The sequence below is a fragment of the Micromonospora sp. PLK6-60 genome (assembly GCF_019890675.1).
Lineage (GTDB): Bacteria > Actinomycetota > Actinomycetes > Mycobacteriales > Micromonosporaceae > Micromonospora.
The window spans coordinates 24,598-36,758 of the sequence record NZ_JAIOAA010000023.1 but is presented as its reverse complement, the minus strand read 5'-3'; the positions used below and the strand labels follow the sequence as shown (position 1 = coordinate 36,758).

At 69.3% G+C, this 12,161-nt stretch carries 10 protein-coding genes, 1 tRNA gene and 1 riboswitch; of the genes, 6 read left to right on the top strand and 5 right to left on the bottom strand.

Going from position 1 to position 12,161, the window contains the following annotated elements; genetic code table 11:
• Positions 1-46: 46 nt before the first annotated feature.
• From K7640_RS27440 to K7640_RS27430, 3 genes are all read left to right on the top strand, one after another.
• Entirely contained in the window at positions 47-325 is a 279-nt protein-coding gene (locus K7640_RS27440) for a hypothetical protein (protein WP_222957824.1), read from the top strand.
• A 293-nt stretch (positions 326-618) separates the two neighbouring features.
• Positions 619-1,296: a hypothetical protein gene (locus K7640_RS27435; protein ID WP_222957823.1), complete on the top strand. Its 678-nt coding sequence runs from the start codon at positions 619-621 to the stop codon at positions 1,294-1,296.
• Between the two features lie 309 nt (positions 1,297-1,605).
• Positions 1,606-2,097, top strand: a complete 492-nt coding sequence (locus K7640_RS27430) for a tyrosine-type recombinase/integrase (protein WP_255610056.1) — start codon at positions 1,606-1,608, stop codon at positions 2,095-2,097.
• A 51-nt stretch (positions 2,098-2,148) separates the two neighbouring features.
• Here the strand turns inward: K7640_RS27430 and K7640_RS27425 are convergent.
• Positions 2,149-2,222: transfer RNA gene (locus K7640_RS27425), tRNA-Gly, on the bottom strand.
• A gap of 229 nt (positions 2,223-2,451) precedes the next feature.
• On the opposite strand from K7640_RS27425, the gene K7640_RS27420 reads away from it, so the two are divergent.
• The gene (locus K7640_RS27420; protein ID WP_222957822.1) at positions 2,452-3,447 is read left to right on the top strand and encodes a zinc metalloprotease; all 996 of its coding nucleotides are present in this window, start codon (positions 2,452-2,454) and stop codon (positions 3,445-3,447) included.
• A gap of 66 nt (positions 3,448-3,513) precedes the next feature.
• Here K7640_RS27420 and K7640_RS27415 read toward each other — a convergent pair whose 3' ends face one another.
• Complete coding sequence (locus tag K7640_RS27415; RefSeq protein WP_222957821.1) at positions 3,514-4,062, bottom strand: pyridoxamine 5'-phosphate oxidase family protein; 549 nt, start codon at positions 4,060-4,062, stop codon at positions 3,514-3,516.
• 89 nt (positions 4,063-4,151) lie between these two features.
• On the opposite strand from K7640_RS27415, the gene dcd reads away from it, so the two are divergent.
• Positions 4,152-4,730, top strand: a complete 579-nt coding sequence (dcd, locus tag K7640_RS27410) for a dCTP deaminase (RefSeq protein ID WP_222957820.1) — start codon at positions 4,152-4,154, stop codon at positions 4,728-4,730.
• Between the two features lie 125 nt (positions 4,731-4,855).
• On the opposite strand, the gene K7640_RS27405 is transcribed toward dcd, so the two are convergent.
• A complete protein-coding gene (locus K7640_RS27405) occupies positions 4,856-5,893 on the bottom strand; it encodes an NlpC/P60 family protein (RefSeq protein WP_222957819.1) in 1,038 nt (345 codons plus the stop codon).
• Between the two features lie 11 nt (positions 5,894-5,904).
• Positions 5,905-6,042, bottom strand: a riboswitch (cyclic di-AMP (ydaO/yuaA leader).
• Positions 6,043-6,279: 237 nt separating this feature from the next.
• On the opposite strand from K7640_RS27405, the gene K7640_RS27400 reads away from it, so the two are divergent.
• Positions 6,280-8,313 carry an N-acetylmuramoyl-L-alanine amidase gene (locus K7640_RS27400; RefSeq protein WP_222957818.1) on the top strand — a complete coding sequence of 678 codons (2,034 nt, stop codon included), beginning with the start codon at positions 6,280-6,282 and terminating at the stop codon, positions 8,311-8,313.
• 65 nt (positions 8,314-8,378) lie between these two features.
• On the opposite strand, the gene K7640_RS27395 is transcribed toward K7640_RS27400, so the two are convergent.
• Entirely contained in the window at positions 8,379-9,392 is a 1,014-nt protein-coding gene (locus K7640_RS27395; RefSeq protein ID WP_308042780.1) for an NlpC/P60 family protein, read from the bottom strand.
• A gap of 299 nt (positions 9,393-9,691) precedes the next feature.
• On the bottom strand, positions 9,692-11,893 hold the full coding sequence (locus K7640_RS27390) for a (Fe-S)-binding protein (protein ID WP_222957817.1): 2,202 nt from the start codon (positions 11,891-11,893) through the stop codon (positions 9,692-9,694).
• Positions 11,894-12,161: the final 268 nt, after the last annotated feature.

The window sequence follows — 12,161 nt, the reverse complement described above, 5'->3', positions numbered from 1 at the left end:
GCACGCGATCGAGGACGGCTGTCGTCCCGGGTGAGAGGCTGAGCGCATGCGGCTGAACAAGGAGATGGCAGCGCGGCTTGCCGATGCACGTCTAGCTGAATGGCGACGCGTCGGCTACGACGAGTGGCGCGCGATGCTCGAAGACAAGGAGCTACGCCAGGTCGTCGGCGAGGACGGCAAGCGGTACAGCGTGGTCAGCTACGCCCTTGATGACGGCGAGGGGCGTGTCCGCATGGCGGTGGCCGTGGATGACGGGGGCTGGTCGGCGTTCGTGCCGTTGGTGCGCGATCAGCTAATGAATCCAGATGGCACTTTCGTCGAGTGACCTCTTCGGTGTGAAGGAACGACCATGGCATGCTTGAGCTGCACCTCGTCATGCCGTGAGCTGCACGAACAGTCCACAAACGTCCACGGTCGTCCGCCGTTGTCGCGCCCGGTCGTCACCCAATTAGTCACCCACCCCGCGCCCAAGGCGTCTTAGTCGTCGAGCGAGGGGCTGCACCTCGCGGACCCAGAGTTGCCAGCCGCTGTCCGTCTTGCGGCGCTGGCTCGCAGTCACCATCCGGATCGTCGATATTTGCGGTTTGGCGGCTTGTTGTCATAGCCTACGCTCTGTGCATGGAAGCTGCACTCATCGCTATCGTTGTAGCGGCGCTCGGCTACGCAGGGACCTACATTACGAATCTCAATCTTTCCCGACGTAATGAAACACTTGCACGCATTACTCGCCAGTTGAGTGAACTCTACGGGCCACTTCTGGCCTACACCGAATCAAACGGCCGACTCTTTGTTGCATGGGAGAGCAGCCTTCGCGCTGACAAGTTATCACCTTACGGTCGAAACCGTAATCCATCAGACGAAGAGTTGGCCGAACTACGACTTTGGATGCAATCCGCATTTATCCCGAACGTACGCAAGGCCCGCGATGTAGTAATTCAAAAGGCTGACTTGTTAATTGAATCAGAGATGCCTGAGGTTCTGCTCGAATTCTGCGCTCACGTGGGAGCGTATGACATGATCATGAAGCGATGGGAAGCTGGCGATCATTCGAACCATTGGCCGGTTATCCGCTATCCGCGCGAATTAAACAAGTATGCTAGGTCTTCCTTCCGCACTTTGAAAGAGCGACAGGTTGCCCTTCTCGGTTACCAGTCCCGGAGGTTGATCCCGGGCGCATCATTCCGCCGTTCGGCTCGTGTCAAAAAGCTAGAGCCAGCGGCAGCAAGCGCCACGCCCTTGCAAGCTTCGGCTCCGCCGCGAGTCCCGAACCAAGGCGCGCCGGATGATCGGGGCTGACTCCTTGACCCCCAGGCAACCAACAGCGCTCGCCGACCTGCATTGCCGGGAGAATCTAGCTGCGACAACCGTCCCCGGGAGTCTGTAGACGTCCTTCGCCGCTCGTACCCGTCGTCACTCAGATAGTCACCCATGGCAGACAGCGAGAGAAGTCCGTCATTCACCCTTGCTGACCCTCTCGCCGGCCACGCAGCGGCACGTCTCGGGCTCGTCCTACGGCTGCCAGCGTTTTGCCGCGCAACTGATTCGGGCGTCGGCGGGCGTTCTGGTGGTGGGCGCTCAGCGCGCTCTCGGCTCGTACCTGGCCGAATGGATCGATCACCGTCCGGGGCTGCGCCCAAGGACTCTCGATCTCTACCGCTGTTCGGACCACCCAAGACCGATGCCGGCATCCGGACCGTCACCATTCCCGACGCTGTCCGCCGCGACATCCGCGCACACCTGGACGACTTCGTCGACGAGGACCAGGACGCGCTCATCTTCACCGGCGCGAAGGGTGCCGTCCTGCGCCGCTCCAACTTCCAGACCGCCTGCAAGTGGCGCGAGTCGGCGGCTGCGGCCGGCCTGCCCGGCTTCCACTTCCACGACCTGCGGCACACCGGCAACACCCTGGCGTCCCGGACCGGGGCAAGCTTGGCCGACCTGATGGCCCGGATGGGCCACGCCTCGACCCGCGCCGCGATGATCTACCAGCACACCGCCCGGGAGCGCGACGAGCACATCGCTGACGCACTCAGCTCACAGATCAAGCAGAGCAGAGATCGGGCACGTAGCGGGCACGGCCAGCGCAAGAAGCGGTAGCAACGAACGAGGCCCCAGCCAGGAAACCTGTCCTGAGCTGGGGCCTCAGGTTGGAGCGGGTGACGGGAATCGAACCCGCACTGTCAGCTTGGGAAGCTGATGTTCTGCCATTGAACTACACCCGCAGGCGGCACCACTGTACCTGAGGTCATCACCCCCGTGCACCCAGGCACCCCCGACACGTCGACCGCCAGTTAACGATCTTGAAACCGACGGCCAACCTCGGTCGCCGAAAAGTTTCCTCGCGGCAACATATAGCCATTCTCAAATCGTTCTATCGGTTGTAACGTCTCACCCACATTTCAGCCCCGGCGCGACACACCCCCGGTCGCGCCGCCAGAAAGAGGTGGGCCCATGGGACTCCGTCCCAACCTGTTGACCCGGCGTACCGCCGGTGTCGCGACGACGACCCTGGCGCTGCTGCTCAGCACCGCCGCGGTGGGCGTCGTCCCCGCTGCTTCGGCCTTCTCGGCCGCCCCCGACAACGCCTGCGCGGAGCCCGCCGGGGCGCACTCGGACCACGCCGACGCCCGGGTCAAGAAGGGCGGTTCGGCGAAGCTCGACCCCAACGAGCTGACCGCCGCGCAGCTCCGTGACCGCGAGGCCGACTTCGCCGCCGCCCTGCGCGAGCGGGCCAACACCCGCCTCGGCGCGAACGCCGTCGCCCCGCTCGCCACCGTGACCATCCCGGTCGTGGTGCACGTGATCCAGAAGGACAGCACCCGGGCCGGCGGCAACATCCCCGACTCCATGATCACCTCGCAGATCAACGTGCTGAACCAGGCGTACGGTGGCGGCACCGGCGGCGCGGCCACCGCGTTCGGCTTCCAGCTGCAGAAGATCAACCGGGTCACCAACTCGTCGTGGTACCAGATCACGCAGGGCTCCTCGGCCGAGCGGCAGATGAAGACCAGCCTGCGCACCGGCGGCAAGAACACCCTCAACGTCTACCTGGGCCAGCTGAGCAACAGCCTGCTCGGCTGGGCCACCTTCCCGAAGCGCACCCTCGACAGCATGGACGGCGTGGTCGTGCTGAACGAGTCGCTGCCGGGCGGCACCGCGACCAACTACAACCAGGGTGACACCGGCACCCACGAGGTCGGCCACTGGCTGAACCTCTACCACACCTTCCAGGGCGGCTGCTCCGGCTCCGGCGACAGCGTCAGTGACACCCCGGCGGAGTCGTCGCCGGCGTACCAGTGCCCGACCGGGCGGGACACCTGCAGCGCCCCCGGCCTGGACCCGATCACCAACTTCATGGACTACACCTACGACTCCTGCATGTACCAGTTCACGCCGGGTCAGGCGGCGCGCATGCTGAGCGCGTGGAACGCCTACCGCGCGGCGTAACAGCCCCCAACACCACGAAAGGTGCCGGCTCCGTCGACGGAGCCGGCACCTTTCGCGTACGCCTGGTCAGGCCGCCGACCGGCGGGTGTCGAACCCGTGCCGTCCGCCGCGACGACCCTCCGCCGCGACCGGCCGGTGGACCGGCTGGCCGGCGGTGGCGTACGGGTCGAGCCACACCTGCACCGCGGGGCGGCCGGACGCCGGCGCACCCTGCTCACGCCGGGTGAGCATCGCGACGTCGACGGTGAACTCGAAGAGCCGCCAGTCGACCTGAGCGGCGGCCCGACCGGCGAGGGCCACCCGGGCCACCCGCCCCGGATCGGTCACCGGACGGGCCCGACCCGCCAGGTACGCCTCGTCGTCGGTCTCCTCCGGCGGGAAGGAGTGCAGGGCGTAGCGACCGTCGCGTTCGAGGTCACGCCGCTTCGGCGAGTTGATGACGAAACAGAACAGCCCCTCCTCGGTGATCACCGGGGCGACCGGGTGGACGCGGGGCCCGCCGTCGGCGCGGACGGTGGCCAGGTAGCCGAAGCCCGACCCGTACTGCTGGAAGAGCCGGCGGATGCCGGCGGCCAGGTGGGGCTCGTCGGTGGCGAATTCGGACCAGGAAGCCATGCCGCCATCCTATCGAACAGATGTTCGAACGACAGTCCGACACGCGATCCGACACGCCTGTCAGTCCGGCCGATCGCTAAGGTGGTGCGATGCTGCTCTCGGACCGTGACCTGGTCAGCGAGATCAAGGCGGGCACGCTCGCGTTGGATCCGTTCGAGCCCACGCTGGTGCAACCGTCCAGCATCGACGTACGCCTGGACCGGCTCTTCCGGGTCTTCAACAACCACCTGTACACCCACATCGACCCGTCGACCCGGCAGGACGACCTGACGTCCCCGGTCGAGGTGCCGGACGGCGAGCCGTACGTGCTGCACCCCGGCGAGTTCGTGCTCGCCTCCACGCTGGAGGTGGTCACCCTCGGCGACCAGCTCGCCGGCCGGCTGGAGGGCAAGTCGAGCCTGGGCCGGCTCGGCCTGCTCACCCACTCCACGGCCGGGTTCATCGACCCCGGCTTCTCCGGTCACGTCACGCTGGAGCTGTCCAACGTGGCCAACCTGCCGATCACCCTCTGGCCGGGCATGAAGATCGGTCAGCTGTGCATCTTCCGGCTCTCGTCGCCGGCCGAGCACCCGTACGGCTCGGAGGTGTACGGCTCGCGGTACCAGGGGCAGCGCGGCCCGACGCCGAGCCGTTCCTGGCAGCAGTGGCGCACCTGGCCGACCCGCTGACCCGTTCACCCACGCAGTCGCGCACCCGCGCGCTCGCCCGGCGAGGCCGCGCCTGGGCGGGGTGAGGCGTTAACAGGGGCCCCCTCCTATACAGAATGCGTTAAGAAGGGGCCCCTCCTTACACGTCAGCCGGGGCGGCCGTAGCTGTTCACCGGGCCGTCGTCGACCCGCTTCATCTTGATCGGCATGCCGGCCTGGGAGGCGTGCACCACCCAGCCACCGCCGACGTACATGCCGACGTGGTGCAGGTCGGAGTAGTAGAAGACCAGGTCGCCGGGGCGCAGGTCGGCCTTGCTGACCCGGGCGGTGACCTGGCGCTGCTGGCGGGCGTTGTGCGGCAGCGAGACCCCGGCCTTCGCCCAGGCGGCGAGCATCAGCCCCGAGCAGTCGTACGAGTTGGGCCCCTCGGCGCCCCAGACGTACGGCTTGCCGATCTGCGCGCAGGCGAACTTGACCACGGCGCCGGCGTCGCCACCGGGCCAGACGGCCGGGCAGGGGGCGGGGCGCAGTGGCCCGCCGCCGCCGTTGCCGTACACCTGAAGGCGCAGCTGCTGCAGCCGGTCGATCTCGGCGTTGATCTGCCGCTTCTTCGCGGCGAGCTGGGCTTCGGTGCGGCTGAGCTGGACGATCAGCTCGTCCAGCGACCGCTTCTGCGCGGCCAGCTCGTCGCGCAGCTCCGCCACGCCGCGGATCTGCCGCTGCTGCCGGTCGGCGAACCGGTCGAGCAGTTCCAGGCCGTCGACCAGTTGGCCCGGCGACCGGCTGCCCAGCAGCGCGTTGACGGTGGAGACGTTGTCACCCTTGTACGCCTCGGCGGCCAGCCCGCTGACCTGGTCCATGGCCAGGTCCACCTGGAGCTGGAGGGGTTCGATCCGCTTGGCGAGCGCCGCTGCCTGGCGGCGCTTGCCGGCCAGGCCGGCGCGGGTGGCGTTGTGCTGTTCGATGATCGGTTCGAGCCGGTTCCAGTCCTGGTCGATCCGGCGTTCGATCTCGGTCACTGACGGTTCGGCGTGGGCCGCCGTGGCGCCACCGGTCAGGACGACGGCGACGCCGACCAGGGCGGCGACTGCTGTGGTGAAGCGGGACCACTGGGTACGCGGCGCGACCGTCGGCTGGCCGGGGACCGGCCGGACCGACAGCGGCCGCGGGGCATGGAGTGCCACCGGGGCTCCGTACTCCTTCACGTCGACCGCCTACCGGGTTAGCTGACGGGTTCGGGCGGGAAGGGGTCGCCCTACCGCAGTGGCTGCGGATTCACCCCGGCGTACCTGGGTCCCCGGCTCGCCCGGAGGCGACTTGGCGGTGTCCGACCGTCACCTCCCGGGTTGGGTGGTGAACCTACCGGTCGACGATTTCCCAGAGTAGGGATCGCCGTCGCCGGGGCGCAACTCGCCCGGCCGTGACACTCCGTACGTGAATCGGCCGTCACGACGGTTCACGGATGAAGGTTTTTTTCGTATTTGATTCACTGTCGGAAAGCTATTGACCAGAGCCCGGGCGGGGAGTGAGGGTGGAAACGCAGTGACCCCCATCCCTGTCTGGAGGTTCGATGCCGCTCTCACCCCCACCGTCGGGCAGACGGATACTGCTGGCCGCCGCCGTCGCGGCGGCCGCCGTGGTCGCCACCACCGGCCCGGTCGCCGCCGAGCCGTCCCGCGCCGAGCGCACCGACCGGCAGCAGCAGTACGCCGCCGCGGCCGACGAGTACGGTGTGCCGCGCAGCGTCCTGCTCGCCGTGTCCTACCTGGAGTCCCGCTGGGACACCCACCCGGGCGAGCCGAGCACCAGCGGCGGTTACGGGCCGATGCACCTGACCGACGCCGCGCAGGTCGCCTCGACCCCGTCCAGCGCGCACGTGGACGCCGACGAGGACCCGCGCGGCGACGAGTTCCGCCCCCTCACCCTGGACCCGGCCGTCGCCGCCACCCCCGCCGGCGACGTGCTGCCCCGGGCCGCCCTGCAGACCGTCGACGCCGCCGCCGCGCTCACCGGCCTCCCGGTGCGGACGCTGCGGACCGACGCCGCCGCGAACATCCGGGGCGGGGCGGCGCTGCTCGCCTCGTACCAGAAGAGGCTGGGCGGGCCCGTCGGGGCCGGCAGCGACCCGGCGGCCTGGTACGGCGCGGTGGCCCGCTACTCCGGCGCGGACACCTCCGACGCCGCGGCGGCCTTCGCCGACGAGGTGTACGACCAGCTCGGCCAGGGTGCCAGCCGGACCACCGACGACGGCCAGCGGGTCACCCTCGCCGCCACGGCGGTGACCCCGGACCGGTCCGGGCTACCCCGGCTCGGCCTGCGCCGCGCCGAGCGGCCCGACGGGCTGGAGTGCCCGGTGCGGCTCGCCTGCGAGTGGATCCCCGCGCCGTACGCCGAGTACGTCGACGAGGACGGCAACGTCGACTACGGCAACCACGACATCGGCAACCGGCCGGCCCAGCAGAAGATCGAATACATCATCATCCACGACACCGAGGGCTACTTCGGCCCCAGCGTCGACCTGGTCAAGCGGGCCGACTACCTGGGCTGGCACTACACGCTGCGCTCGGTGGACGGCTACGTCGCCCAGCACATCAAGGCCAAGGACGTCGGCTGGCAGGCCGGCAACTGGTACGTCAACGCCAAGTCCATCGGCATCGAGCACGAGGGCTTCGCCGGCCACGGCACCTGGTACACCGAGGCGATGTACCGCAGCTCGGCCAAGCTGGTCCGGCACCTGGCGCTGCGGTTCCAGATCCCGCTGGACCGCCAGCACATCCTGGGCCACGACAACGTCCCCGGCATCCTGCCGGGCAACGTCGCCGGGATGCACTGGGACCCGGGCCCGTACTGGGACTGGTCGCACTACTTCGACCTGATGAAGGCGCCGTTCCGGGGCACCGGCACGCCGCGCACCGGCCTGGTCACCATCGACCCGGACTACGCCACCAACCGGCCGGCGTTCTACGGCTGCAACCAGCAGCCGCCGGGCGTCCCGGTCCCGCCACCGCCGGCCGAGCCGTGCCCGCTGCGCGGCTCCTCCTCGGTCCTGCTGCGCACCGCACCGAGGGCGGACGCGCCGCTGGTCAACGACATCGGGCTGCGCCCGGACGGCACCCCCAACACCATGTACGTCTCCGACCACGGCGCCCGCGCCTCGGCCGGCCAGACGTACGCCCTCGCCGGCGTCCAGGGTGACTGGACGGCGATCTGGTACCTCGGCCAGCGGGCCTGGTTCCACAACCCGGCCTCGGCGCCGACGGCGAAGTGGGCGACCGGCTTCGTGGTCACCCCCAAGCCCGGGAAGACCACCATCCCGGTGTACGGGCGGGCCTACCCGGAGCGGGCGGCCTACCCCGCCACCATCCCGTACCAGGCCGTCACGCCGTTGCAGTACACGTTCCCGGCCGGCCAGCGGTACGCGCTCGGCGGGGTGCTGCCGGGCGAGTACTACCGGGCGGTCTCGTTCGACGGCTCGGCGCCCGGCGACCGCACCGTCGTCCGGGGCGCCAACCGGTACGTCCAGCTCCAGTTCGGCCACCGGGTGATGTACGCGAACCTGGCCGACGTGCAGATCCTGCCGGCCGCGGTCGGCGCGCCGCGGTAGCACCGCGACAGCGACGAGGGGCCCCGACGCCAACGCGTCGGGGCCCCTCGAACGTGGCGAGCCGGTCAGGTGACCCGGCGGAAGCCGGCGATCGGCTGGTTGTTGATGCTGCTGACCTGGACCGGTTTCCCGGTGCGTGGCGCGTGCACCATGATGCCGTTGCCCAGATAGAGCCCGACGTGGTGCAGGTCACTGTAGAAGAAGACCAGGTCGCCCGGGCGGGCCTCGGAGCGGGACACCGAACGGCCCTCGTTCCACTGCGCGCCGGTGAAGTGGGTCAGGCTGATCCCCGCCGCCTTGTACGCGTACTGGGTCAGGCCCGAGCAGTCGAAGGAGTTCGGGCCGGTGGCCCCCCAGACGTACGGGTCGCCGACCTGCTGGCAGGCCACCCGGATCGCGGTCCGGGCCGCCGCGGAGACCACCCCGTTGATGGTGGGACAGCCCGAGACGCTGACCGTGGTCTTCGGCATGGACGCCTTCAGCCGCTTGATCTCGGCGTCGATCTTCTTCTTGCGGGCGGCCAGCTCGGCCTCCTGCTCGACCTGCGACGCGATAAGCGTGTCGAGCTTCTGCTTCTGCGCGTTGTACTTGTCGCGGACGGCGAGCACGCCGGCGATCTGCTTGCGCTCGTGGGCGGCGAGCCGGTCGAGCATGGTGAGCTGCTCGGCGAGCTGACCCGGCCGGGTGTCCACCAGCAGGGCACCGATGTCGGTCGCCGGGCCGGACATGTAGTGCCGGGAGGCCAGCTGACCGACCCGGCCCATCGCCAGCTCGGATTCCAGCGCCAGCGGCTGGATCTTCTTCGCCAGATCCGCCGACTTCTTGCGGTTGACCCGCAGCTTGGACCGGACCTCGTTGTACTTCTCGATGGTCGGTTCGAGCTGCTCCCACTGCTTGTCGATCGCGGCCTCGATCTCATCCACCGAGGGCTCGGCGTGCGCGGGCGCGGTCAGCGCTCCGGCGCCGACCAGCGCCGCCGCGAGCAGCACGATCAGACGGTGTGTGACACGTCGCGCGCGACCGGGACCGCCGGGGCGGACAGGCGCGGGACGATGAGGGGGCATGGTCGCCACCGGCACCGACTCCTTTTGACGAAATCCGCCGGGCGCCTCGCGCGGGGTGGGGATCGAGGCCGACTACCGCAGCGGTCGGTGCCCCACATTAGGGAAGCGGACGAGCGGAATCAAGACGAGGCATTACGGGGTCAGCGTTACGCAACGGCTTGCGCACAAACGGTATTCATTCATTAATGAACGATGGCAATGAATACCGGGCGTCACGGGTACGGCGCGCTGGCGAGCGGTGGTGATCCGACGACGGCGGCGGCACCGGACTCCGGTGCCGCCGCCGTCGTGGTGCACGGTTCGGGGGTACGACCTCAGCCGGCGACCGGCTCGCTCTCCTTCTCGTCGCCCGGGGCCCCCGCGGGCCGGACCGAGCGGAGCAGCACGCTCGCCACGTCGACGACCTCGACCTGCTCACCGGCGCCCTTGCCGTTGACCCCGTCGTTCAGCATCGTCGAGCAGAACGGGCAGCCGACGGCGACCGTCTTCGCCCCGGTGGCCATGGCCTCCTCGACCCGGTCCACGTTGATCCGCTTGCCGATCTTCTCCTCCATCCACATCCGGGCGCCGCCGGCACCGCAGCAGAAGGAGCGCTCGCTGTTGCGCGGCATCTCGATCAGGTCGCCCTGGATGGAGTCGCCGAGGACCTCGCGCGGCGGGGCGAAGACCCGGTTGTGCCGGCCCAGGTAGCAGGGGTCGTGGTAGGTGACACCGCCGTCGACCGGCTGCACCGGGGTGAGCTTGCCCGTGGCGACCAGGTGGGCCAGCAACTGGGTGTGGTGCACCACCTCGAACTCGCCGCCCAGCTGGCCGTACTCGTTGCCCAGGGTGTTGAAGCAGTGCGGGCAGGTGGCCACGATCTTGCGCTTGGCCTTCTCCCGGCCCTCGAACGCCTCGTTCAGGGTCTCCACGTTCTGCTGGGCGAGCATCTGGAAGACGAACTCGTTGCCGATCCGCCGGGCCGGGTCACCGGAACAGGTCTCGCCCTCGCCGAGGATGGCGAACTTCACGCCGGCCTCGTGCAGCAGCGTGGCGACCGCGCGGGTGGTCTTCTTGGCCCGGTCCTCGAACGCGCCGGCGCAGCCGACCCAGAACAGGTACTCGAAGTCGTCCGCCTCGCCGACCCGGGGCACCTCGAACTCCAGGCCCTTGGTCCAGTCCTCGCGGGTGTTCTGCGGGGCGCCCCACGGGTTGCCCTTGTTCTCCAGGTTGCGCAGCATCACGCCGGCCTCGGACGGGAAGCTCGACTCGATCAGCACCTGGTAGCGGCGCATGTCGACGATGTGGTCCACGTGCTCGATGTCCACCGGGCACTGCTCGACGCAGGCGCCGCAGGTGGTGCAGGACCAGAGCACGTCCGGGTCGATCACGCCGCCCTCCTCGGCGGTGCCGATCAGCGGCCGGTCGGCCTCGGCCATGGCCAGCACGTCCACGCCGGCCAACTGCTCCTGCGTGCCCTTCTCCTCGCCGGTCAGGTCCTTGCCCCCGCCGGCCAGCAGGTACGGCGCCTTGGCGTACGCGTGGTCGCGCAGGCTCAGCACCAGCAGCTTCGGCGACAGCGGCTTGCCGGTGTTCCAGGCCGGGCACTGCGACTGGCAGCGGCCACACTCGGTGCAGGTGCTGAAGTCGAGCAGGCCCTTCCAGGTGAACTGCTCGACCTGGGCGACGCCGAACTGGTCCTTCTCGGGGTCGGCCTCCTCGAAGTCGAGCGGCTTGCCCTGGCTGGTCATCGGGCGCAGCGGGCCCAGCCCGGAGCCGGCCGGCTTCGCCGGGTCGCGCTTGAAGAAGATGTTGGGGAAGGCCAGGAAGCGGTGCCAGGCCACGCCCATGGTGACGTTCAGCGAGATCACGATGAGCCAGGTCATCGAGATGGCGATCTTGATGAGGGCGGCCACGCTGACCCCGGCCGACCAGGCCGGGAGCGCGGCACCGACCGCGTGACTCAGCGGGGTGGCCCAGACCGGGTACTCGAAGTGGTCGGTGGCGACCTTGAAGCCGCGGATCACGAAACCGAAGATCAGGACCAGCAGCACGACCCACTCGACGAAGTAGCCCTGCCACATGGTCGAGCCGGTGAACCGGGACAGGCCGCCGGGGCGGGTCGGCCGGTTGCGCAGCCGGATCGCCATCAGCACCAGGATGCCGGCCAGGCCCAGGATGCCGATCCACTCGGTGACCAGGCCGAAGACCGTCCAGTGCCCGATGATCGGCAAACCGCCGCCGGGCGTGACCACCTCGAAGTACGCCTCGAGCACCAGCAGCGACAGCACGATGAAGCCGACCATCACGAACCAGTGGGCGGCCCCGACCACGCTCCACTTCAGCATGCGGGTGTGGCCGGCGGTCTCCACCAGCATCTTCGTCGTGCGGGCGCCCTTGTCCCCGAACCGCTCGGGCGCGGGCTGCCCGAGCCGGATGACGGCCGTCATCTTCATGACCGCGCGTACCGCAAGCCACACCGCAACGGCGGTGATGGCGGCCGCGAGGATCGTGGTGACGATCTGGACGCTGCCCATCGAGTTGGCCTCCCGGTCTGCTGCCTGTCAGTGCAGCCTACGCGCAAGGTTACTCAACAGTAACGTGAGTCTTCTCGCACCGGCCACGCCGCCCTGCGCACACCTTAGGGGCACCGGGCCCGCCGCGCCGGGCTGGGGCGGCGTGGCGTGACCTCGTCCACCGTCGTACCGGAGGTGGACGAGCGGGAACGTACGGCCCACGGCCCGGCCCCGGGTCGGGACCGGGCCGCGACGGCACGGGTACGGCGCGACGCGAGGGCCGCCGGGG